Here is a 22,184-nt window from a genome sequence, read left to right as displayed (position 1 = left end):
GTCAGCACCACACGCCCAGTCCAGTCATTCTGGAACACATGCTCCAACGAGGCATAAGTCTTGGTCCGTTCGGTATGGACCACGCCCTGCATCAGGCCGAGTGGCGCCGCGCACGATTTCCACATGGTCATACAGCGCCATGTCGGCATTGTTGTCGCCGAACTGCCAGACCCCGTCGCGCGGGATCGGCACGCCGCCATACCGATAGGCGTGGATCGGGAAACCGCGCGAGCAGTAGTTGATCCCGTCGCTTTCAAATGCCTGAACCGGGATGCTGGTCATCGTCGCCTAACTGAAGATCGTGGGCTCTGGTCGGTGCTCTGCCGGTCATCCCTGCGGCGGCGCGGACGGTCGCGCGCTCTGGTGGCTTCCCGTGAGCATCGCCACCTTCGCCACGCTCACGGGCATCCTGCTGCCGATGCAATTCGACCTGCCGGTGCCGTCCGGCGCGGCGATCATTCTGGTCGCGGGTAGCTGCTTCCTGATCTGCGCCGCACAGCGCGCCTTCCTGCCCGCCTTGAGAGGAGATAGCGCATGAAAATACTGGCCTTTGCCGTCCTTATGCTGATCACTCCCGCTGCGCAGGCGCTGGCCCGAAGATCCGCTTTACCCGGCCGCACGTCACGCCGATATCCGCATCGTCGAGATCTACGCTGCCCGGCCGCTGGACGACCCCATGCCAGGCATCGCCTTGCTGAATCAGGATGGCAGGGACGCCCTATTACCTGTCGGGATTGAAGCCGATGCCGCCGCATGGGCGAGGAAACGGCGCCATGGCTATCGCCCACCCGGCTGGGCAAGGTAGCCGAGATCGTCGCGGGCTACCTGTCGCGACTGGCACCGTCCAAGGCAGCGCTGATCGTCGCCAATCCCTCGGCGCTGAAACACGATCTGCTGGTCTTGAAAGCCGAAGCCGATAAGACATTGGTCCAGCGCGACAGCATCGGAATCGAAGCCCTGTCCTCACAGTTCGGCTATTTCGCCGCCGATCTGGGACTGGACCTGCGCGCCAGCATCATCGCCGCGCCCCGCGAATGGTCGCACGAACGGGCGAGCAGGCTGGTCGACTGGCTGCACGCCGAAGGCATTGAAACCGTCCTGACCGCCCGCGATCTGCCCGAGCCCTTGACCGGTGTCCTGAACGCGGCAGATATCGCGATTATGCATCTTGCCCCCTGCCCACGGATAACCCGATTGGCGTGATCGTAGAAATATCGCGGCACTGGCACCACCGTCGTGAACCGCCTGCCTGTCCGCAGCATTTCCCGCGAGCAGCATTCCTCAGCGGATCGATGGGCGTACCGGCAGGTTTTGAATGAAGCGCTGCGACATGCCGGGGTCTGATCCTGAAACCGCTGCTTCGGCGCGGACACATTCCCCAACATGCAAAATCCGGCGCAAGGGGCTGCCGCGACTTGCATTGTCAACCGGATCACAACGTTGAGCCGGGGTCGGTCACCGGCAAAACTGCTTTGTCGCAATCAGATCATCATAGGCGTCTGCAGCGGCCATCAGAATGGTCTTGATGCGATCGCGTTCCAACAGCGCGGCGGCTACAGGATGGTCTGCAAGCTCCATCTCGGCCAGCACATTCTGCGCGGTCACGATGTCGTTCAAAATATCAAGCCTGGTCTGAAGGTTCTTGAGTGCGCACGTCAACTTGTCTCGAGTTTGAAATATTCAGGATAGCGGTCGGAAAGCACTTATCCGCGTTCGGATTTCGACAGCACACCGACCCGAACATCGGACAGATCCGCAATCTCGTTCGCCGTGAAAAACAACGCCAAGACCGGGCCGGAGATCAGTCCCAACTCGCATTCATGGATCGCGGACCGCCGATCGCCCAAACGTATCTCTCCGCTATCCAGCGCAACCTCAATCTGCGCGCCTTCACGCTGCAGTACCCAGAGCGAGCGATCAACATCGATCTGAAACAGTTGCACCAAGTCCCCAGACGATCGCCAAGCAGGTCGCGCACGGGCGTGGCCCCGTCGAGGACCAGGGTGTCTGCGTCAATCAGAATCTCCCATTCCGCGCGCCTGAAAAGGCCACCCGACTTTGCCTTGGCACATTTTACCGTCTGCACAAGCCGGCCACCCTCCTTGCGTATCCGCAACGAAATGCCCGCGTTAAACAGCTTATGGTCGGCGGTATCGAAATAGATTGCGTGCTGACTGCGATGCACATGCGGTTCCGACAGCAGCTCGGATTTATTGAGGGCTGCAATCGATTGCGGTGAAAGCTGCAGTTTCAACTCGATATCGAACACGGCTCCCCCCTTGCCTCTCAATATTTTAACCCAGAGTGGAAGGCGAACAAACAACGGAGAGGCCGATAATCTCGATACGCTAGCAACTGATCAGTCGCCGTCCCAAGACCTGCATTTCCTTTTGGATCTCGGCGGGCAGGACGCCACCACAGATGACCATCTCGGCCGCCCATAACTTGCCATCCACGTGAAGGGCGATACGATCGATCTTGGACTGATCGATCGCCAGAATCCGATGCCGTGCGCAGTCGAAAATGGCCTTGCGGGCGCGGACCTCTGCCATGTTGAAGTCCAGAAGGTCGCCGTCTCTGGACAGCCCGCCCACGCTGAACACCGCAAAATCGGGGCGCAGGCGGGAAAAGAACTCGACACCTTCCGATCCGATGAAATCCAGACCCCGGAGCAGGACCGCTCCACCGGCTAGCGAGACGGTCACGCCGGGTGCCCGCCTGAGAGGTCATGGTCCCCTGGATGCTGTTGGTGAAGACGATCAACCCCGCGTGCTGGCCGAGGGCGCGGGCACATGCCTCGACCGTCATGCCGGTACCAAGGGCCACGCTGGCCTGTGAGGGAATGATGGCTGCAATACAGCGCCAATCCGAGCCTTTTTGTCGCGCGATACCGCCTGCCGGGGCCGGTAGATATTCTCGGTCGGTCTCGTCAGGTGCGCTTACCGTAACGGCGCCGGATCAGCCCACCATCGTCAAGCTGCCTCAGGTCATTGAGAATGGTTTGGACACTCACGTGCAGTCGTTCGGCCAGCATGCCGGCTGACAGTTCCCCATGCGTCGACAGGAGGTTCGGAATCTGATCATGGCGTTGGGCGATTGCGCGGCTATTCATTTTTTTTGAAAGTCATTTTGACCAGATTATCTGCCACGACGATTCCCGATCAAGGCTGAAGATTAAACCAGAAAAACTGCCATTTCTGCGTCATCTCGGGGCGTTACCAGCCATGCCGGATACCGCGTTCAGCTTTCGAACGAAAATCCCATGAGAAGATTGGCAAGGTCCCGTTCCGCGCTTGCATTGGCCTTGGCCCTGTCGCTGCCCTTCGCAGCATCGGCCGACGTGCTCAGGATTTACACCTCGCAGCCCAACGAGGATGCGTAAAAGACGGTCGATGCATTCAAGGCCACACATCCCGGCGTCGAGTTTGAATGGCCTATGGCGTACCTCTGACGCTTGAAAAGGCGATGCTGCGGGCGTGGGACCAGGTCCTTTTCCGTCAGCCCGTGGCCATGCGGGCCTATGGCAATTCGCTGCTGCTGGCCGGATCGGCTGCGCTGATCCTGATGGTCGTGGCTGCCGCTGGCTTGGTTGATGGCCCGCAGGCCCGGCTAGGCGACCCGTGCACTGGATGTGGTGACGATCTGCCCTATGCGCTGCCGGGCGTCGTGCTGACCATCGCTGGCATCCTCAGTTTCCTGCGGATTCCGTTCATCAACCTGACGCTTTACGGCACCCTGACCATTACCCTTCTGACCTATCTCTCGCGCTTTTTGGTGGTGATGTTGCGGCCTGTGCAGGCGTCGGTCGGCCAACTCGACCCTGCGATGGAGGAGGCTGCGGCCAGCCGCGGCGCGGGCCTTGGCCGACGGCTGCACAGCATTTTCCGGCACTTGGCGGCACCGGCTGCAGCGGCAGGAGCGATCTTGGTGTTCCTTGACTGCCGTGAACGAACTGACCTCTCGGCAGGCTCTGGGCCGCCGGGACCGAGACGCTGCGCGTCGTCATCTTCAACCCTGAGGATAGCGGCAAGACGGTGATGGCCTCGGCCCTCGCTGCATCGATCGTAGGGCTGATCATTGCTCTCATGGCAGTCGTGTAACTGGCTGCCTTTCGTCTACCGAAAGGAAGTGCGCCGTAGCAGGCCTGAGTTTCTGCAGCGTCTCGAAGCTTTTCGACGGTCAGACTGCGTTGGACCGGATCGACGTCGAGGTCGGCGCGGGCGAATTCGTGGTGCTGCTGGGGCCTTCAGGTTGCTGCAAGACCACGCTTCTGCGTCTGGCCGCAGGTTCGAACGGCCGATGCAGGCGAAATACGGCTGGACGGGCGACTGCTGGCCTCGGCGGACATCGCGGTCAAGGCGCTTGGCCAGCGGATCTAGGCGCGGGCCACGACTGCGCATCCCACTCATCTATGCACCCGGCCTGAACAGGTGCTGATAGATGCGGACGGCCCGATTACAGGCCGGGTCAGCGCCTGTAGTTATCAGGGCGGACGCTTCCGGCTGGTTGTCGAGACCGAGGGCGAGACACTGATCAACCATGCCGCGACCCGCACCGAAATCGGCACCGAGTTGCATCTGGCAATCCGCGCGCCTTGGGCCTTTCGCGATCGCGATCGCGATCGCGATCGCGACGCTGTTCCGGTCCCGCTGCGGGAAAGCAAGCATGCGTGATCAACCCGTCGAAACCTAAGCCATTACCCTCTGGAGCGCCGATCCGTCCTGAGTAGAAGTCCTGCTGGGCGTGGTAAAAAGGGGCCAGCATGCATCCGACTGTGGACCGGGCGAAAGGTCTGGCTGCTTGATGTCGGCGTTATTACCCATGACCATGTTGACCATAGCGGAGGTGGGGTACATCCAATGCGCGCGGGACCTCCGATTCACGCTACAGCGTAGACCGCACGGTCGCTTCCGCCCGTTGCAACTCGGCTGCTGCTGCCCGCATGTCGCTCTGGGCAGGTCTGGATTGTTCTATTCCGGTGACTGGTCCGAGCAGTCGCGGTGTTTCGCCTTCACAATACGCCCTCAGCAGCCGGTACGGCGCTGCACTTGACCGAGAGCTTAACGCCCTGCCCGTCGGCGTTCAGGCGCTGTTCCCCACGCCTCCTTCGGACCGAGCCGGTGCTGCATCTGCTGCCCCGCGGCGGATGCAGCCTTGACGAGGCCTGCCGCGTCGCTTGCGCGACCATGCTGGAGTTGGGAGGTTAAGGAACGATGCCCGGCTGGCGGGCCTTCTTGACCTACCTTTAGACCTCAGGGCCCGCTTCCTGATCCGCGGGCACGCCGAACGCCATGCCGGGATGGTCTGGCATGGCGTGCAAATACTACCAGACCAGCGCGCAATACTCACCATACCTTGGCGCGCAAAGGATGGTACCGTTGTTCTGCGCGCCCCAAGGATTACCTGCTTCAGCCCAATCTTGGGGCAGAGGTTGTCCTAGGCGGAAGAATGTTCCTCTGACCCCGGTGCGTCGTTTCTGCCTGATCCGTCACGGTTGGACCGATGCGAACCGTGGCGGCTGGTTCTCGGCTTTCACCGAGACACAGTTGACCGATGTGGGTCGAAACTCAGCGCGCAGATCGGCGCATTTGCCATGGCCGACCTCGCTGCGTCTTTACGTCATCCCATAAGACTGCGCTTTGGAAACCACCCGCTCGGCATTTCCTGAGCACGCGCGGACCATCGTGACCGGTCTGCGCAAACGGCACTGGGGGCGACTTCAAGAATAGCCTGAACACCGAACTGCCACATCGGGACGGCACCCTGTCCAATGGCAAAGGCTGGCATACCTCTTTTCCTGCCGCGGCATCGCCCTGAGCATGTGTCTTTCGAACCCCGAAAAGGCAATGCCGATCATCATCTGCCATTCCGGTCTTATCCGTTCCGCGCCCATTTTTATGCCGTTCGTTTGGGGGCCTTGTTCATGGCGCAGAAAAACACTGGATGGCCTTTCACGAGGCGATGGCCGAAGCGCCGTCAATATCGTCTATCATCCAGCCTAAGTGGTTGCCTTCTGGTGCGGCGTCGGCCTGACCGCCTGCAATGCGCATCGGGAGGCTTTTGAGGCCAAGTCTGTTGGCCGCTTGCGCAGAGCATGCACGCCAGGTCTATGATATCCCTAAGATTTCTGGATTTGGCCTGCACATGCCTTGAAGAATGAGGGGGTAAGCTGGCCTTATTTGTGGGCTTCAGCATCCGTACGGTCAGTGGTTCGACCTATGTAATCGATAAAGTAAAGGGATTCCGTTGTCCTGTTCATTGCCTCCTCTTTGATCCAGTCTGGAAGCGAGCGGCATACGAGGAAAATAGACACGCTCAGGTTAATGATGATGAGCCACTTCATATCCCAGACCTCTTTAATAAAAATGCAACAAATTTAAGTTGGTGTATGGAAAATTATCCTCACACCCTGAAGGTGTATTTTGGGTCATGTTTCGGATGAGTGCGTCTGCCAGCGTGGCGTGAGTTCCGGCCTATGAGCTACCCCCAATAGCCCCGCTATCATGAGCTTGTTCACGGGGCTCAGGATCAACTGATTTCAGTCGGCTGCCGTGATTTAGGCTCCGCAAGGAAATCGTCGTTGAGCGCGCCTTTCTGACTGACATGCAGATGACGCATCTGAGCCGCTCTTTCCCATGCGCAATGGCGGTCCCGCGTCGATGACCGGCACGTGTTGAGCGGGATAGGAACACTGACGGTCGTCGCGATCTGGATGAACGCGTTTCCCGTGTTGCGCCGCATCGAACTGCTTGATGGGGCGTGACCTGCGGCCCCATCCGTGCCCGTCCAGCGGAACCGGGCATAACGTCGCCAAGAAGCTGGTCGTCATCCACCACGGACGGACCGAATAGCTGGGGGTCCGTCCGTCCCTATCCGCAGGAGGCAGCTATAGCATGCTTAGGTCCTGCGACACGCTCATGGGGAGGACGGTCTATGAAGGATGTTGTGATCGGTATGGACTTGGCGAAACGCGCTTCCCAGGTTCACGGTGCCAGAAAATCTGGAGAACTCCTCTTTCGAAAGAAGCTTGCGCGAGAACAGTTTCGTGGATTTATGTCGGGCCTTCAGCCCTGTCTCGTGGTCTTCGAAGCTTGCGGCAGCTCTAGCTACTGAGTGCGCGAGGTTGAAGCGATGGGGCATGAGGCTCGCCTCATAGCACCCAATACGTTCAGTCGTTTGTGAAACGGCAGAAAAATGATGCTGCCGATGCCGAAGCGATTGTAAGCGCCGCCCGCCAGCCGGAGATGCGCTTCGTGTCACCGAAGAGCGAGGAGTAGCAAGCCCGTGCTGCGATCTTCCGGAGCCGACCGTGCGGTCAAAATCCTCTTGCTTCGGGGACGGCAACCACAGAGGACAGTAAGGATCACGCATTTCCCGCAGGGCCATCAATGCGCGCTTTGAGAATGGCGTCACTTTTCAACCGACTTTCCTCCAGCATCCCTAGTCCTTCGAGGATGGGATAGGCGACCGAGGCGATATGGGCGTTCACGCGCTTCAGGTCGCGCAGGATGTCCAGATGGATGGTGCTGGTCTCCAACGTCTCGGCCCGGCCGATGCGCATCCGCTGCAAATGGTGCTCGGCGGATTCGGCCTCGATCCGGCGGCTTTCGACCTTGCGGGCCACCAGACGCCGTGCCAAGGTCGCATCGCGCGACAGGAAAATCGCCTGCGCCATGCGCAGATTTTCCTGAGTATGCTGGAAGAAAGCCGCAATCTCGGCCTGACCTTCGTTTGAAAAAGCCAGTTTCTTACGCGCCTTCTTCACCGCGATCTCGGCAAGGCCACCTTCGACGATATCGCCGATATGCTCCAGATTGATGGCATAGGACACGATCTCACCGGCGCGACGGGCATCATCCTCGTCCAGCGCGCCACGGCATAGGCGGGCGACATACAGCTTGATCGCTTCGTGCTGCTGATCGACCTGCTCCTCCAGCCGGGCGATGTCGGTGAAGGGGGCTTCATCGGAATCGCGCAAGGACGTGACGGTGCGCTCCAGCATCTCGCTGACCAGATCGCCGACGCGCAGTGTTTCACGCGCGGCCTGGGCCAAGGCCATTTCCGGCATCGACAGCAGGCTGTCATCCAGATGACTGCGGGATGCCGGAGTGCCTGAGGTTGCGGGCGTCAGCCGTTCAGCCAGACGCGAGATCGGCGTCAGCAGCGGCAGGAAAACGATCAGTAGCGCCAGATTGAAGGCGACATGCGCCCCGACCACGAAATGATCGGGTTGGGTCAGGATTTGGCCCAGTCCCCGCGCAATCGGACCTGCCAGAACCAGCACGGCCAATGCGCCGATCGCGCGGACCAGCAGATTTGCCAAGGTCAACCGCTGCGCTGCCACGCCTTCCGCGCGGACGGCCAGCCAAGGCGGCACGGCGCCGCCCAGATTGGCCCCGGCCACCAGCCACAATGCCAGTTCCGGCCCGACGACTCCGGCCCCGGCCAGCAGCATGACCAGCACGACGACCGCCAGGCTGGACGATCCCAGAATGGCCAGCCCGGCCGCGATCAGCAGGGCGAAGGCGGGCGCGTTGCCAAGGCCGGACAAAATGGCGACGGTGGTTTGCGATCCGCGCAGCGGCTCGGTCACCGCGCCCAGCAATTGCAGGGCCAACAGCATGAATCCCAGCCCGAGCACCGCGCGGCCCATGTTCCTGTTGCGGTTCGAGCCCGTGGTATTTTGGACCAGTACCCCCAGAAAGATCGCCGCACTCGCCATCCAATGCAGATCGGCGGACAGGATAAGGGTAACGATTGCCGTGCCCAGATTGGCCCCCAGCATCATCGCCTGCGCCATCCGCGGCCGCAGAATATCGCGGGCCGTGAATGAGGCGATGATGACCGCCGTCGCCGTGCTGGATTGCAGGCCAAGCGTGGCCACGAACCCCCAAAAGGCGGCGGCCACCCGGTTGCCCGCGCCGCGCGCCAGCCATTGCCGCAAGACCACGCCATAGGCGCGCAGCACCCCGGTCTTGATCAGGCGCAGCCCCCAAAGCAGCAGCGCCGCAGCGCCCAGAAGGTCGATCAGCTGGATGGTAGAATGCACGATGCCGCTCTCCGCTCCGACGGCGGTCGGATCAGGTTACAGTGCATCTATCTGCACAGCAGTGCAATATCTTTGCACAAACGGCACCTGAACTGCGTCGAAGCTGACGGCATGACTTGCAATTCGGCCAAGTTTCCTGAACAAAGGGGGAAAGCAGGATACTGACCCCGCGTGCGAGATCGGAGCCATATCGTGCAGTCCCGGTATGAGGTTGCGGTGGCCAAGTCGAAGCTTAAACCCCGGAAGGCCTCGGTCAGCGCCAGCAGGGTGGCGGAAGTTGCGGGCGTTTCCCGCTCGGCGGTGTCGCGCACCTTTACCGATGGGGCCAGCGTTTCGCCCGAGACGCGTGCCAAGGTGCTCGCCGCTGCGGAAAAGCTGGGCTACCACGTCAACCATCTGGCGCGTGGGTTGATCCATCACCGCTCCGGGATCGTCTGCCTGATCGTGGCCGAGATGCAGACCCCGTTCCAAGCCAGCTTTGTCGAGGCCGCGACCCGCCGCCTGCAGGACAAGGGCAAGGTGGTGATGGTGCTGAATACCGCCGGTCAGCCTGCGAATGTCGAGGCCGCCTTGCGCCAGACGTTGAATTACCGGGCCGAGGCGACGGTTGTGGTGTCAGGTGCGCCGCCGCTATCCTTGGTCGAAACCTGCATCGAGAACGGCCAACGGGTCATCCTGATCAACCGCGACGACGCGATTGAAGGCCCGCAATTCCTGATGATCGAGAACGAAGCTGCCGCGACCGAGGCCTGTTTCATGCTGCGCCGTGCCGGATGCACGCGGCTGGCCGTGGTCAGCTCGACCGCCGGGACCCCCAGCATTGTCGCCCGCGAAACCGCCTTTGTGGCCGCGGCAAAAAGCGCCGGGATCGAGGTCGCGGTCAGCCGCGCCGGCCCGACGGGCTATGCCTCGGGTGCGGAAAGCGCGCGGCAGTTGCTGGCCGGATCGAACCGACCGGACGGGGTGTTCTGCGTCACCGATCTGCTGGCGCTTGGCTTTCTGGACGCGACCCGGATCGAGTTTCGGCTGCGCATCCCCGAGGATATCTGCGTCATCGGCTTTGACGACATCTCGGCGGCGTCCTGGCTGGGCTATGACCTGACCACCTTCCGCCAGCCCATCGCCGAAATCGCCGACTACATCGCCGAAATGCTGGATGAGGACGAGGGCGGCCCGGCCAAAGTCCGCTTCCCGGTCCATGTCGTCTGGCGCAAGACCGTCCGGCCCTGAGGATCAACTGCCCCTGACCGACAGGTCGCGCATATCCAAGGTGAAATCACCATTCGGCAGCCTGCCCAGATAGCCGCGCAGTATCCGCAGCAGTACCAAGAAGCGGCCCGCAAGGCTGTTGTCAGACCCTGGCGGAATACTTTCGCAAAGCCGTCGGTAAAAGTCCAAACGCTCGGGGGCGACATAGGCTTCGGCCAGCGTCCCGGCTTTGCGCAGGCGATACCAGTCCTCGACCAGCTGCCACATGGTCAGATCCGGGGCATCGGCCAGCGGCACGCCCAGCAGCGCCAGCAGGTCGTCGACGCGGGCATTATCCACGAATTCCGCCATTTCCGCAGGCCATTCGCGCGGGACGTAGCGGCCACGGACCAGTTCTACCAAGTGATGGTCCAGAAACGCGCCATGATCCGCAGCATGCATCGCAGGCCCGACTGAGGCCCCGGCTTCGGCCCGATACGCGGCGAATGCCAGATCATGGCCGGGCACCTGCGACAACGGCAGGCTGCGGATCGTCACCCGGTCGCCATCCAGATCGACGATCTTCATCGCCGGGCAGAAACCGACCGGAGAGGGGACCGAGATATTGAACAGACCCCGGCCCCCATAAGGGTGAAAAGCCGTATCATTCACGTGCAGATGACCCGAGAAATGAAGCGGCACACCGGTCGCGGCAACGGCCTCGGCCACCACTGACGGCGGGGTGCGGCGGGCCAGCCCGGTCGGGCCAAAGATCCGCAATTCATCGCTGCCAGTGCCGGCCAGCACGTCCAGCACCGGATAATGCGAAAACGCCACCAATTGCTTGCCGCCCGCCTTGGCCCGCGCCGCCACATCGCGCATCCACGGCAGCAGATGTGCCCGGTGACGCAGCACCGTCGGCCAGCCGCCATCGGTCGCGTCGTGAAAGGCAGCGGGGTCCGTGAAATCCTGCGCATTATCCCGCGGCACGCTGACATTGCTGTCAATGGACAGGACCCAAAGCCCTTCGACCGGCTCAACCAGATAGGAGGCGTCGACCATCCGGCAGCTGGTGCCACCATCCGGGCTGGGCACAAGATAGGTTCGCGCCGCGAAATCAGGGTCGGTGCCGAAGGGGCTTTCCCAATGCATATCGCCCGGCTCGGGCCGATAGCCCAGATGCTGCATCCGGCGCAGCGCCGCATCCATGCCCAGCGTCGCCGCCTCGGGGCAATCGGTGCTGCATAAGGTTTGCGGCGTGCCATCGGCGGTCAGAAAGGTCTTTTTCTGTGGCCGCCCGTGCAAGGCGAAGAAATCGTGATTGCCCGGCGTCGCCAGAACCCGTAGCCCATGCCGGTCGCGATATTCAGCGATCAGCGCCACAGCGGCCGCGATATTCGGTGCCTGCCCATCATCGGTCAGATCGCCGACCAGCAGCACCAGCTTGGCCCCTTCCGCGACCGCGCAGTCCAACGCCGCGCGAAAGGCCGGAATGCTTTCATTGAACACCCGTGTCGAGGCCAGCGTATCGCCAAAGCTGCGGATCGCCGCGTCAAGACCTGCCCCCTCGGGTCGCCAGCCGCAGTCATGGACATGCGGATCGGCAATCACAGCAATGCGGATCACGCGGCGGCCTCGTCCCCGGCGCGCGCGGCCTCGATCAGATGCACCCAGCGCGCCGTGCGCTCGGCGGCGGCGATCAGCATGGGTTTTGGCGTTTCATGCCATTCGTCCGGATGCAGCTCGCGTTTCACGCGGACATGGTCGATGGCAGAATTCAGGGTCGGGAATTCCTTGGGCAAATGCAGATGCAGAAACAGCGCCACCAGAATGACCGAACGCGAACGTCCGGCCCGGCAATTCACCAAGACATTGCCGCGCTCGCGCAACGGATAGCTGGGCTTGTCCGGCATCACCTGATCCAGCGCACCGCGCAGCTGGTAGTAACCAGCCAGCATCATCGTATCGGGATTGCCCGGCCCATCGACGATGCCCAGCTTGTAATAGCGGATCAGCGCCGGGCCATAATCGACCCGACTGTCATGCGAGACCTCATCGGGGACCGGGACATAGTTGAAATCAAGGTTCACCGCGCAATTCAGCACCGTGCTGATGCCATTGGCGCGCAGCAGGGCCACATCCGAGGCCCCCTCGCGCCCGCCGACATACAGATCGATGCCGTAGCCGGGCAGGTTTTCATAAACGGGGCTGATCAGCGGGCGGTCGTGATGCCGTGTGGGTTTGTCACTCATGCGGTCCTCAACAATCCTTCTTCGTCTTGCGCAAGCAGATCTGGTCCGGCCAGCAGCGCGATCCCGGTTGATCGCGACAGCAGTTGTGCCACATGCGGATTGGCGGCCAGAACCGGCGCGCCCTCGGTCAGCCCGCCCAGCGACAGGAACGGGCCGGTGACCCCGCCCGCCTCGCGCACCAGCAGCAGACCGGCAAGGCAATCCCATGAATTCATGTGCAATTCGGCATAGCCGTCGCTGCGGCCATCGGCGACATAGGCCAGACCAAGCGCGCCGCAGGCCCCCCGTCGCACATTGCTGCCCGCCTCGAACAGGGTCGATACGGCGGTGATATAGTCCAGCGTCGGGCGGCGGTTTGACCAGCCCATTTCAAATGAAGTCGCCGTCACATCTGCCGTCGCCGAAACATGAATCGGCTTGCCGTTCATCCGCGCGCCCCGGTCCTTGCGGGCCAGATAGACCTCATCGAGGATCGGGTTCACGATCGCGCCCAGCTGCACCTCGCCATTCGCCACGAAGGCGATCGAGATGCAGAAATGCGGGATGACGCGGGCGAAATTCGCGGTGCCGTCGATGGGATCGACCACCCAAGCCTGACTGCCGGGGCGACCGCCGGTTTCCTCGCCCAGAAACCCGTCTTCGGGGAAGGTCTCGGCGATGCGGCTGCGGATATGAGCCTCGACCATGCCATCGGTTTCGGTCAGATAATCCTGCGGGCCCTTCATGCCGACGGGCTGCCCGACCTGCCGCGAAAAGCCCTCCTTGGCCAGCAGCGCCGCGGATGTCAGCAGCTCAAGCAGAAAGGCTTCGCGGCGGTCGATGGCTTCGGTGTCAAGTGTCATGCATTCGCCCTTTTATGACATCGTCTTCGCTGGATTTGCACAGCAGTGCAACCCTATTTGCAGCTTGGCCTGCGCCATCTCTGTTCAGTCCTGCGTGGCCATGGGCCGGCTGGTGGCCCGATGCCGGGAAATCTCGGTCGCGATGGATTTCAGCGTCGGATAATCGGCCCCGCCACGCAGGGCCAGATAGCCGGGATGCTCATAGGCCGGGGCATTGTCGCTGCATTTTCCCATCGAGAACGGCAGATAACGCCCGCCCGCCCGCTCGACGATCAGAATGCCCGCCGTGACATCCCAAGGATTGGCCCCAAAGCCCGCCGCTGCATCGACCCAGCCGGCGGCGACATGAGCCAGCGACAATGCCGCGCTGCCGGGGCGACGCAGGGTGGCTACCGTCTGGACCATGCGCCCGAAGCGCTGCAAGGACAGCTCGGTCCCGTCCAGCCGGAAATCGCGGGTCACCGGATAGCCGCAGATCAGCGTGGCATTTTCCTCGGCAGGGGCATCAATGCTGCGCAGCGGCTTGCCGTTCAGCCAAGCCCCGGCGCTGGAGGCGGTGAACAGGTTGTCGGCAACCGGATCATAGATTGCGCCCGCGACTACCTTGCCACCGACCACCGCACCCACCGAGATGCACCAGAAGGCAATCCCGCTTGCGAAATTCGAGGTGCCGTCGATCGGGTCGACGAACCATTTCACCTCACCATCGCCGGTGGTGCCGCCTTCCTCGCCCATGAAGGTGGAATCGGGGATCGCGCGAAAGATGCTGTCGCGGATCATCGCCTCGGCGCGGCGGTCATGGATGGTCACCGGGTCATGGCGGTCCACCTTGAAATCCACCTCGATCCTTCCCCGGAAAGCCGCAAGAAGTTCGGGTGCCGCAAGGCGACTGGCCGAGATGGCAGCCTGCAGGATATGGTCGTTCATCATCTGCCCATTGTTTGGATCTGGGGGCCGGGACCGTCCCGGCCCGCCGGTCAACTGTGGCTAACGCGTGTGATGGACGCGCCAGAAATCCTGCCAATCCTGCCGACTGTCCCAATCCTCCATCCCGGTCTTGGCATCATAGGGGAACAGATCGGCCAGATGCTGGGCCAGCCCCGAGGGCTCGTCCTGCGGCAGGGCGATCTTGGCGCTGGTTGGCATCTTGCCGTCCATCATCTGCGGCATGATCCCTTCCTCGGTCAGCACGTAATGGATGAACAGCTTGGCCGCATTCGGACTGTCGGTCCCCGAGGCGATCAGCCCCAGCTTGCTATAGGACCAGCCGACCCAAGGATTCATTCCGGTGCAAAGCCCCAGCCGATAACCCTTGTCGGCATTGTCGCGAAACTTGGCCGAACTCAGCAGGCCCATGAACGGCTCGGGCTGACCCGGGGCGCCGACCGCTTCTGATACGCGGTCGTCGCCGTCCGCCATCAGCGGCGCATTGGCCCCCATGGCCGCCAGCCAAGCCGCCGCCGCCGAGGGCTGGTCGCTGGCCAGCGGCTTGCCATACTGCGCCTGATAGGCCGCCTTCAGCGCATCCTCGCCATGCAGGGCCATCTGGTTGAACCAGTCGGTATAGGTGCCCTTGGTCAGAGGATCGATCAGCACGACCTTGCCCCGCCATTCCGGCTCGGTCAGCTGCCAGATATTGGTGACCGGGCATTCGGGATATTTTTCGGTGTTATAGGCCCACACATTGGCATTGGTCGAAATCGCCAGCGGGCTGCGATAGGATTCCGGGATGTCGGGTTCAAGATCTGCAGGTACCCAGCTGTGCAGGACATTGGTCGGCAAAAGCTGGGCGATGGCGGCGGGCGTGTCGGTCAGCAGCGCCACATCGCCCTGAATATTGCCGGCCTGCGCCTCTCGGATCAGCATTTCCAGCTGGCTGTTGGCGCTGACCTTCTGGCCGGTCGCCTTCAACCCGTATTTCGCGCTGAAGGCTTCGGCCATGTCGACGATCTTGCCGGTGCTGTCATAGATGGTGATTGGCGGCTCAGACTTTGCCGCAGCGATCAAGGCGTTCAGATCAAACGGCTCGGCCAAGGCGGGGCCGGTGGCCAGCAGCAGCGACAGGGCGGATAACTGCAGTTTTTTCATAAGCATCTCCCCAAAGCCAAGGTCAGCGCACATAGTTCAGCCGCCAGAAATCCTGCCAATCCTGCCGGGTGTCCCAATCCTGCAAACCCGAGGACGGGATATAGGCCAGCACTTCGTCCATATGCGCGCCAATGCCCGAGGGTTCGTTCTGCGGCAGACCGACGGTGCGGTTCGACGAGACCTTGCCATCCTCGGCCTGCGGGGCGATGCCCTCGGCGGTCATGGCGTAATGGATGAACAGCTTGGCGGCATTCGGGCTGTCGGTGCCCTTCACGATCACCGCGACGGTGGCATTCGAGAAACCGATGATCGGATCGACGCCGTGGCACAGGCCCAGCGTGAAGCCACTGCCGGCATTGTCACGGAACTTCGCGGCCGAGACCAGGCCGACAAAGGGCTGGGTCTGGCCCGGCGCTGCCACCGCCTCGGCGGCGGCGCTGTCGGAATCGGTCAGCAGCGGGCCGTTCTTGGCCAAGGCGGCAACGAAGGCTTCGGTCGCGCTGGGGAATTCCGTTCCCAGCGGCTTGCCATATTGTTTTTCATAGGCAGCGGCGATTTTTTCATCGGCATGGCTGCGCATCTGGTTGAACCAGTCGGTATAGGACGGCTTGCCCAGCGGGTCCTGCATCGCGACCTTGCCCTTCCATTCCGGCTCGGTCAGTTGCCAGATATTGGTGATCGGGCAAGTCTTTGACAGCGCGGTGTTGAAGGTCAGGACGTTCGGGCTGGACACCACCAGCAGCGGATCGCGTGCCTCGGCGGCGATGTCATTGGCCAGATCCGGCGGCACCCAGCTTTCGGCGAAACCTCCGGGCAGCAGCTGACCGATGGTCGCCGGCACATCCGAGATGAAGGACACATCTGTCTGCACATTGCCGGCCTGCACCTCGCGGATGATGGTTTCCAGCTGGGCGGTGGCCTTGGTCTTGGTGCCCGTCGCCTGCAACCCATATTTGGCGGCGAAGCCCTCGGCCATGTCGGTGATTTTTCCGGTCGAGTCGTAGACCGTCAGCGGCGGTTCGGATTTCGCCGCCTCGATCAGCGCGTTCAGATCGAATTCCTCGGCATGTGCCGCGCCCAGCCCCATCGTCAGTGCCAGAGCCGAAATCAGGTATGTCTTCATCATTCCCCTCCCTCGTTTGAACGGATCCGCGCCCTCCTCGACGACGGGTCCGTTGGTGTCAGCGCTTCAATTCGGTCATCCACAGATCCTGCCAATCCTGCCTGCGCCCCAGATCCGAGGGCGAGGCCGCGGTGTTCCAGACCATCAGCTGCTGCAGATGGGCAGCTATGCCCGAGGCTTCCTCGGCGGGCAGGCCGATGCGGGGATCGGCGGGCAATTTGCCATCGACGCTTTGCGCCGCGATGCCTTCCTCGGTCAGCAGGTAATGCAGGAAAAGCTTTGCGGTATTAGGCGCGGGCGATGCCTTGGCAATCACCCCAAGGCCCGGATACAGCCAGCCGGCAAAGGGCTTCATCCCGGCGCAAATCGCCAGCTTGTAGCCCTTGTCATGGTTGTCGCGGAACTTGGCCGTGGACAGCATGCCGAAGAACGGCTTTTCCTGCCCCGGCGCGCCGATCGCATCCGACACGCCTGAACTGTCGGCAACCAGCGGGCCGTTCGCGGCAAAGGCCTTGACCCAAGCTTCGGTGGCACTGCCCCCCTCGAACGGCTTGCCGTAATGCGCCGCATAGGCCGCCGCCATTTCCGCGTCGTGATGTTCGGCCAGCTGATTGAACCAATCGGCATAAGCGGGCTTTTCGAGCGGGTCCATCATCGCCACCCGCCGGTTCCATTCGGGATCGGTCAGCTGCCAGATGTTTGTGACCGGGCAGGTCGCGCCCAATTCGGCATTATAGGCCCAGACATGGGGATCGCTGACCACGACCAGCGGATCACGCGCGTCGGGGGCAAGATGCGGCGCGATATCCTCGGGCACCCAGCTTTCCACCACCCCCTTCGCGATCAGGTCGGTGACGATCACCGCCGCATCCGAGGCCAATGAGATTGAGCCCGTCACATTGCCCGCCTGATTTTCGCGGATCAGCAGATCAACCTGCCCGGCCTCATTCACCTTCTTGCCGGTCAGGTTCAGCCCGTATTTCGCGTTGAACGCCGCCGCCGTATCCACGATTTTGCCGGTCACCGCATAGGCTGTGGTCGGCGGCTCGGCCTTGGCCGCCGCAATCAAGGCGTCCAGATCAAGATCCTGGGCCTGAGCGGCCGAGGCCATGCCCAGCACCAAGGCGAACCCGCTGATTAATTTCATCTTCTTCTCCATTCGAGATGTCAGGCCTTGCGGACGATCTGGACGCCGCCTTCGGCGCGGGCCAAGGCCTCATCCGCGCCCGCCAAGCGCTGACCGTCGCCATCGAAGGCATGAATCGCGGTCGGTCGGGCATATAGCCAGACCGCTTCTCCGCCGGTCAGGGTCGGACAGCTTGTCGTGGTCAGAAAAATCACGCGGCCCTCGACATTCAGCTCGATGATCCAGCTTCCGCCCGTGGGCAGGATGCCGGTCACCGTGGCGGGATGGGCAAAGCTGCCCGCCGGAACGCCCGCCTCGGATGAGGCAAGCTGCAGCGCCTCGGGCCGCAGCCCGACCGAGCCGACGCGTGCCGCATCGCCCAGACGCGGGCGCAGCCAATCCTGCGCGGCGCGGTCCAAAGCGTGACCCTTGCCCATCTCGATCACGTTGATCGGCGGGCTGCCGACGAATTCCGCGACGAAACGGTTCGCCGGGCGTTCGTAGATGTCATTCGGAGAGCCTATTTGCTGCAATGTGCCCTCATTCATCACCGCAATCGAGGTGGCCAGCGTCATCGCCTCCCATTGGTCATGGGTGACGAAGATGATGGTGGTGTGGAATTCGGCATGGATGCGCTTAAGTTCTGCCCGCATTTCCAGTCGCAGCCGGGCGTCAAGGTTTGACAGCGGCTCGTCCAGCAACAGCACGCCGGGATTGACCGCCAGCATCCGTGCTAGCGCCACCCGCTGCTGCTGCCCGCCCGACAATTGGCTGGGATAGCGACCGCGATATTTCTCGATCCCCAATGCGGCCATGACCTTGGCCACCCGTGCCTCGCGCTCGGGCTTGGGAAGTTTGCGCAGGCGCAGGCCGAAGTCGATATTGCGCTCAATCGTCAGATGCGGCCACAGGGCATAGGATTGAAAGACCAGCCCCATGCCGCGCTTTTCCGGGCCGACGAACTTGCCCTGCGCGGGGCTGTCGATCACCTGTTCGCCGATGCGGATCTCGCCATCGGTCAGGTTTTCCAGCCCGGCGATCATGCGCAGGGTCGTCGTCTTGCCGCAGCCCGACGGGCCAAGCAGGCACATGAATTCGCCATTGCCTATATGCAGGTTCAGATCGCTGACGGCGTTGGGTCCGCTGCCACCATAGGATTTCTGCACATTGCTGAGAATGATGTCGGGCATCAGCTTCCAAGTCCTTCAGCAAGATTGGTGCGGGTCAGCTTTTGCGCCAGCAGCGTTCCGCCGTAGGCAATGCCCGCAATGATCAGCACCACCGCATTCGCGGCTTGGGTGTAGTTGTAATCGACCAGACGCAGCGAGAAGGTGGTCAGCACATCGGTCGCTGGCACCGCAAGGATGACGAAAAGCGACAGGCCCTTGATCCCCGAGATGAAGGGCAGCAGCACCCCGGTGACCAGCGACCCTTTCTGGATCGGGATCACCACCGAGGTCATGCGGCGCAACCATCCCGCGCCGACGACCTGGGCTGCTTCCTCGGGGTCCTTGCCCAGTTGCATCATCGCCGAGATCCCGGCGCGCGACGCATAGGGCATCTGATCGGCCATCAAAGCCAAGATCAGGATCATCGTCGTGCCGTAAAGCGCCGGAACCGGCCCCCGCGCCACCGCGAAAAGCGACAGATAGGCGGCGGCAAAGGCGATGCCCGGGACCAGATAGGGCATGAAGGTGACTTGTCGCATAAAGACCGACAGCGGCCGGGACGATGTGCGCACCACGACATAGCCGGTCAGGATCCCCAGCACCCCCGAACAGACCGAGGCGATGCCGACGATCCAGATCGTGTTCCACGCCGCCTGCCACAGATCCGGGCTGAGCAGGATGCCGGTGCGCATGGCGACGGTCGGCAGGTCCTGCCCGATCCAGAAATCCAGCGTGAAGTTCGACAGCGCAAAGCTGCCGGGCCGCCGCATCACCGTCGACAGGGCCAGCGTCAGGATCGGCAGGCAGACGCTGATCACAAAGATCGTGCTGGCAAAGCCGGTGGCGGGCAGGCGCAGGCGGTTCAACCGCGACGCCCGGTTCATAGATCCCTTTGAGCCGACGGTGACAAAGCGTCGGGCCTCGCGTGCCAGATAGGCATCGACCAGAATGGCGATCATGCCGATCAGCATGATGGCCCCGGCCAGCACCCCGGCAACGCCGGTCTGCCGCGACCCGATCGACCGGTAAAGCGAGGTCGCCAGCACGTCGAATTTCACCGGCAGACCCAGAACATAGGGCACGCCGAACTCGCCTAGGCATTTTGCAAAGATCAGCACCACCGCCGACATCAGGGCGGGCCGCATCAGCGGCAGGATCACCTGCCAGGCCACGGTCCGGCTGGAGGCGCCAAGGATGCGGGCCGAATCCTCAAGCTGGCTGTCAAAGCGCCGCAGCGCCGAGCCGAACAGCAGGATCACGAAGGGGGTGTAATGCAGCGCCAGAATGATGGTGATCGGAAACTGCCCATAGGCCAGCCAATCGGGCGGCGAGAAGCCCATGCTCTCCAGCCAGCCGGGCTGCCCGCCGATGGTGCGGTTCTTGAACAAAGTGGTCCAGGCCAGCGCAAAGGTCCAGGCCGGAAGCATATAGGGCACGATCAGGGCGGTGGCGAACCAGCGTCGCCCGAACATGTCGGTCCGCGCGATCAGCCAGGCCAGAATGCCCCCTACCACGACCGAAATCGCGATGGCCCCGAACCCGACTTTCAGCGTGTTCAGCAAGGGCAGCCAGAACAGGCCATAGGCCACCGGCGAGGTGAAGGCCCGGCGCAGATAGTAAAGGGTGAAGCTGCCCAGTTCGGCCCCTGTCCGCCGCTCATCGCCGAATTGGACGCTGGCGGCATCCGTCAGGATCGACAGGATCGGCACCACGATCAGATACAGAAACAGCGCCGCCATCAGGATGCCGATCAGGGTGGTCGGCTCGCGCAGCATCAGCCGCAGCCTGTAGCGCAACCGGGCGCGCCCGGATACGGGGCCGGTTATGTCCTGATCAGCCAAGGCCATAGCCGGACCTCAGCAGCGCATGTGTCAAGGCGACACCAATTGCAATGGCTTGCAAGGTCACTCTCCTCCCAGATGTTTTGCGGTCCCTCGCGGGTCCGCCGCCGGTCGCGATCCCCCTCGCCACCGTCTCTCCCTGCCTTTAGGATTCCCTGACAGAGGGAGGCTGTCAACACAAAATGCACAGGTGTGCATAAATGAGAGGTAGGTACCCGCAGCGATGGCGATTTGCGTTCGCCCCTGTGGCGAGTAGCGATGACTTGGTCGATCTGAGCTAGGGAAAGTAAGTTTCCGGCGTAAAACCAGCTGACCGCACCTAAGCAATCCGTCTTTTGCGATGCCGTAACCGCATTTCCACCCAGTTCTGGATGACGAATATCTACTGGCAAGGCGCTGATTTTAGCAGATCAATGCACACAAGTGCAGACCTCTGGACGCCCGCACGATGTGGCGGTCCGCCAATTTTCTGCTCCGGCGCATAGCTTGGGTTTGTCACAAATTGGCCTGCGCAACGCGCAAAGGTAACATGTCCGTGGACCATCAACGGTGACTCATCGTACCGGCGCGGCAAACGGCGGTTTTGTCCGCACTACCCCCGGCCATCATGTTCACCGTGGCGGATGGGAAGGACGGGCAGTTGAACCTGCCGCCGAAATTCGTCCGCGTCGCAGCGAATGCTGTTGCCGCAAGTCGCCACCCGATGGCTTCGAGCATGCGACCGATACCAAAGCAAACTCACTGCGCCGCAGCAATCGCCACAAACCTGATCCAGTTGCCAATAGTACGAGATGCAGCGGCGGCGACAGATGGATCACCTGTCGGTCGTTGCCTGACGGAACTAGCTGGATCATGAGCTGATCTATCGCGAGCAATGCAGTCTGCGTCCGAAGGCTGCTGGCAATTTTGACGCTACCGTCGTGGAGCTGAAGCGCCTCAACTGCGGACTTGATCGCGCGGTTTTGGAACCGGATCAGATGGAAGCGGACGGATTGCCCGACTGGATGCGGGGATCGAAGCAGCCAGCCGTGGTTCGAAGCTTTTCAGACGTTTACAAAAGACGCCGCGCATTGGACCCATCACTTCGATGGCACCGCCGATTTTTGCTCTTCCTATGGAAAATTCCGCCGAGGACGAGGTTCCACGAGGTCCGCTATCGGCACCCTGAGGGTACCAATGCGGTAACCTCGGAAATACGTGAGAAGCTGAAGTTTGTATGAAATGTTATATGGTGAGCCTTAACTTTGGGCTGAAGGTTTGACCACAACCCGCGGATCTCATACCGGCCAAGGACGAAGCGACCCGAGAAAAGGTCCGACAAGTGGACGCATTCGATAGTACCCGCCGTATGATACCGGCTGCGGCGATAGCCCGCCAAAAGATGTGACCGCCACCGAGGACGGCATCGGCGTGTTCGCACGATTGACAGAGCCACAAGTCGGGGTTTCCGGATTGGTCATGCCGATATGGCATAACTGAAACTCAATACCTGCCTATTCTGCGACG

Annotated in this window: 21 protein-coding genes and 1 pseudogene; 7 read left to right on the top strand and 15 right to left on the bottom strand. The window is 62.0% G+C overall.

What is annotated here, in order from left to right:
- Positions 1–24 precede the first annotated feature (24 nt).
- Positions 25–282 (bottom strand): hypothetical protein, encoded by a 258-nt coding sequence (locus GL300_RS20380; protein WP_155041534.1) that lies wholly within the window; start codon positions 280–282, stop codon positions 25–27.
- Positions 283–373: 91 nt separating this feature from the next.
- Here GL300_RS20380 and GL300_RS26830 point away from each other — a divergent pair, with 91 nt between their 5' ends.
- Both GL300_RS26830 and GL300_RS20370 read left to right on the top strand, forming a co-directional pair.
- Positions 374–538, top strand: a complete 165-nt coding sequence (locus GL300_RS26830; protein ID WP_246195270.1) for a hypothetical protein — start codon at positions 374–376, stop codon at positions 536–538.
- A 215-nt stretch (positions 539–753) separates the two neighbouring features.
- The gene (locus GL300_RS20370; RefSeq protein ID WP_155041533.1) at positions 754–1,203 is read left to right on the top strand and encodes a metal ABC transporter solute-binding protein, Zn/Mn family; all 450 of its coding nucleotides are present in this window, start codon (positions 754–756) and stop codon (positions 1,201–1,203) included.
- Between the two features lie 252 nt (positions 1,204–1,455).
- Here the strand turns inward: GL300_RS20370 and GL300_RS20365 are convergent, their stop codons facing one another.
- The 4 genes from GL300_RS20365 to GL300_RS27510 all read right to left on the bottom strand — a co-directional run bounded on the left by GL300_RS20365 (position 1,456) and on the right by GL300_RS27510 (position 3,034).
- Positions 1,456–1,617: a hypothetical protein gene (locus GL300_RS20365; protein ID WP_155041532.1), complete on the bottom strand. Its 162-nt coding sequence runs from the start codon at positions 1,615–1,617 to the stop codon at positions 1,456–1,458.
- Between the two features lie 184 nt (positions 1,618–1,801).
- Positions 1,802–2,269 (bottom strand): CYTH domain-containing protein, encoded by a 468-nt coding sequence (locus tag GL300_RS20360; protein WP_170297751.1) that lies wholly within the window; start codon positions 2,267–2,269, stop codon positions 1,802–1,804.
- Between the two features lie 79 nt (positions 2,270–2,348).
- Positions 2,349–2,705 carry a DeoR/GlpR family DNA-binding transcription regulator gene (locus GL300_RS20355; RefSeq protein WP_155041530.1) on the bottom strand — a complete coding sequence of 119 codons (357 nt, stop codon included), beginning with the start codon at positions 2,703–2,705 and terminating at the stop codon, positions 2,349–2,351.
- Positions 2,706–2,929: 224 nt separating this feature from the next.
- Positions 2,930–3,034, bottom strand: a complete 105-nt coding sequence (locus GL300_RS27510) for a DeoR family transcriptional regulator (protein ID WP_425495930.1) — start codon at positions 3,032–3,034, stop codon at positions 2,930–2,932.
- A gap of 395 nt (positions 3,035–3,429) precedes the next feature.
- On the opposite strand from GL300_RS27510, the gene GL300_RS20345 reads away from it, so the two are divergent.
- The 4 genes and pseudogenes from GL300_RS20345 (at position 3,430) to GL300_RS27505 (ending at position 5,630) form a co-directional block, all read left to right on the top strand.
- Positions 3,430–4,038: an ABC transporter permease family protein gene (locus GL300_RS20345; protein WP_155041528.1), complete on the top strand. Its 609-nt coding sequence runs from the start codon at positions 3,430–3,432 to the stop codon at positions 4,036–4,038.
- 151 nt (positions 4,039–4,189) lie between these two features.
- Positions 4,190–4,426, top strand: coding sequence for an ATP-binding cassette domain-containing protein (locus GL300_RS27310; protein ID WP_343043137.1), 237 nt, complete (start codon positions 4,190–4,192; stop codon positions 4,424–4,426).
- Positions 4,425–4,673: pseudogene (locus tag GL300_RS20335) on the top strand (TOBE domain-containing protein); the annotation flags it as partial. The gene GL300_RS27310 and the pseudogene GL300_RS20335, both read left to right, overlap by 2 nt.
- Positions 4,674–5,291: 618 nt before the next feature.
- Complete coding sequence (locus GL300_RS27505) at positions 5,292–5,630, top strand: histidine phosphatase family protein (RefSeq protein WP_155041526.1); 339 nt, start codon at positions 5,292–5,294, stop codon at positions 5,628–5,630.
- 1,733 nt (positions 5,631–7,363) lie between these two features.
- Here GL300_RS27505 and GL300_RS20325 read toward each other — a convergent pair.
- Positions 7,364–9,049 carry a Na/Pi cotransporter family protein gene (locus tag GL300_RS20325; protein WP_343043136.1) on the bottom strand — a complete coding sequence of 562 codons (1,686 nt, stop codon included), beginning with the start codon at positions 9,047–9,049 and terminating at the stop codon, positions 7,364–7,366.
- 192 nt (positions 9,050–9,241) lie between these two features.
- On the opposite strand from GL300_RS20325, the gene GL300_RS20320 reads away from it, so the two are divergent.
- Entirely contained in the window at positions 9,242–10,279 is a 1,038-nt protein-coding gene (locus GL300_RS20320; protein ID WP_343043135.1) for a LacI family DNA-binding transcriptional regulator, read from the top strand.
- 3 nt (positions 10,280–10,282) lie between these two features.
- On the opposite strand, the gene GL300_RS20315 is transcribed toward GL300_RS20320, so the two are convergent.
- The 9 genes from GL300_RS20315 to GL300_RS20275 all read right to left on the bottom strand — a co-directional run bounded on the left by GL300_RS20315 (position 10,283) and on the right by GL300_RS20275 (position 20,684).
- A complete protein-coding gene (locus GL300_RS20315; protein ID WP_170297749.1) occupies positions 10,283–11,863 on the bottom strand; it encodes a metallophosphoesterase in 1,581 nt (526 codons plus the stop codon).
- Positions 11,860–12,489: a dual specificity protein phosphatase family protein gene (locus GL300_RS20310; protein ID WP_155041524.1), complete on the bottom strand. Its 630-nt coding sequence runs from the start codon at positions 12,487–12,489 to the stop codon at positions 11,860–11,862. The genes GL300_RS20315 and GL300_RS20310 overlap by 4 nt, the downstream gene beginning before the upstream one ends.
- On the bottom strand, positions 12,486–13,331 hold the full coding sequence (locus GL300_RS20305; RefSeq protein ID WP_155041523.1) for an inositol monophosphatase family protein: 846 nt from the start codon (positions 13,329–13,331) through the stop codon (positions 12,486–12,488). Before GL300_RS20305 ends, GL300_RS20310 begins: the two co-directional genes overlap by 4 nt.
- Positions 13,332–13,415: 84 nt before the next feature.
- Positions 13,416–14,258, bottom strand: coding sequence for an inositol monophosphatase family protein (locus GL300_RS20300; RefSeq protein WP_211595246.1), 843 nt, complete (start codon positions 14,256–14,258; stop codon positions 13,416–13,418).
- A 60-nt stretch (positions 14,259–14,318) separates the two neighbouring features.
- Positions 14,319–15,419, bottom strand: coding sequence for an ABC transporter substrate-binding protein (locus GL300_RS20295; protein WP_246195269.1), 1,101 nt, complete (start codon positions 15,417–15,419; stop codon positions 14,319–14,321).
- A gap of 22 nt (positions 15,420–15,441) precedes the next feature.
- Positions 15,442–16,545, bottom strand: coding sequence for an ABC transporter substrate-binding protein (locus GL300_RS20290; protein WP_155041520.1), 1,104 nt, complete (start codon positions 16,543–16,545; stop codon positions 15,442–15,444).
- A gap of 55 nt (positions 16,546–16,600) precedes the next feature.
- Positions 16,601–17,689 carry an ABC transporter substrate-binding protein gene (locus GL300_RS20285; RefSeq protein WP_155041519.1) on the bottom strand — a complete coding sequence of 363 codons (1,089 nt, stop codon included), beginning with the start codon at positions 17,687–17,689 and terminating at the stop codon, positions 16,601–16,603.
- Positions 17,690–17,709: 20 nt separating this feature from the next.
- The gene (locus GL300_RS20280) at positions 17,710–18,858 is read right to left on the bottom strand and encodes an ABC transporter ATP-binding protein (RefSeq protein ID WP_155041518.1); all 1,149 of its coding nucleotides are present in this window, start codon (positions 18,856–18,858) and stop codon (positions 17,710–17,712) included.
- Positions 18,858–20,684, bottom strand: a complete 1,827-nt coding sequence (locus GL300_RS20275; RefSeq protein ID WP_155041517.1) for an ABC transporter permease — start codon at positions 20,682–20,684, stop codon at positions 18,858–18,860. Before GL300_RS20275 ends, GL300_RS20280 begins: the two co-directional genes overlap by 1 nt.
- Positions 20,685–22,184 lie beyond the last annotated feature (1,500 nt).

Source organism: Paracoccus litorisediminis (assembly GCF_009711205.1).
GTDB lineage: Bacteria > Pseudomonadota > Alphaproteobacteria > Rhodobacterales > Rhodobacteraceae > Paracoccus > Paracoccus litorisediminis.
Note: the sequence above shows the minus strand (reverse complement) of the source record. Positions and strands in the feature narration are given on the sequence as shown.

Excerpts from the sequence above, each read along its gene's own strand:
- GL300_RS20345 (WP_155041528.1), top strand. The coding sequence starts at position 3,430 with ATGGCCTATGGCGTACCTCTGACGCTTGAAAAGGCGATGCTGCGGGCG.
- GL300_RS20300 (WP_211595246.1), bottom strand. The coding sequence starts at position 14,258 with ATGAACGACCATATCCTGCAGGCTGCCATCTCGGCCAGTCGCCTTGCG.
- GL300_RS20295 (WP_246195269.1), bottom strand. The coding sequence starts at position 15,419 with ATGAAAAAACTGCAGTTATCCGCCCTGTCGCTGCTGCTGGCCACCGGC.
- GL300_RS20380 (WP_155041534.1), bottom strand. The coding sequence starts at position 282 with ATGACCAGCATCCCGGTTCAGGCATTTGAAAGCGACGGGATCAACTAC.
- GL300_RS20285 (WP_155041519.1), bottom strand. The coding sequence starts at position 17,689 with ATGAAATTAATCAGCGGGTTCGCCTTGGTGCTGGGCATGGCCTCGGCC.
- GL300_RS27505 (WP_155041526.1), top strand. The coding sequence starts at position 5,292 with ATGCCGGGATGGTCTGGCATGGCGTGCAAATACTACCAGACCAGCGCG.
- GL300_RS20275 (WP_155041517.1), bottom strand. The coding sequence starts at position 20,684 with ATGGCCTTGGCTGATCAGGACATAACCGGCCCCGTATCCGGGCGCGCC.
- GL300_RS20310 (WP_155041524.1), bottom strand. The coding sequence starts at position 12,489 with ATGAGTGACAAACCCACACGGCATCACGACCGCCCGCTGATCAGCCCC.
- GL300_RS20305 (WP_155041523.1), bottom strand. The coding sequence starts at position 13,331 with ATGACACTTGACACCGAAGCCATCGACCGCCGCGAAGCCTTTCTGCTT.
- GL300_RS20290 (WP_155041520.1), bottom strand. The coding sequence starts at position 16,545 with ATGATGAAGACATACCTGATTTCGGCTCTGGCACTGACGATGGGGCTG.
- GL300_RS27510 (WP_425495930.1), bottom strand. The coding sequence starts at position 3,034 with ATGCTGGCCGAACGACTGCACGTGAGTGTCCAAACCATTCTCAATGAC.
- GL300_RS20280 (WP_155041518.1), bottom strand. The coding sequence starts at position 18,858 with ATGCCCGACATCATTCTCAGCAATGTGCAGAAATCCTATGGTGGCAGC.
- GL300_RS20370 (WP_155041533.1), top strand. The coding sequence starts at position 754 with ATGGGCGAGGAAACGGCGCCATGGCTATCGCCCACCCGGCTGGGCAAG.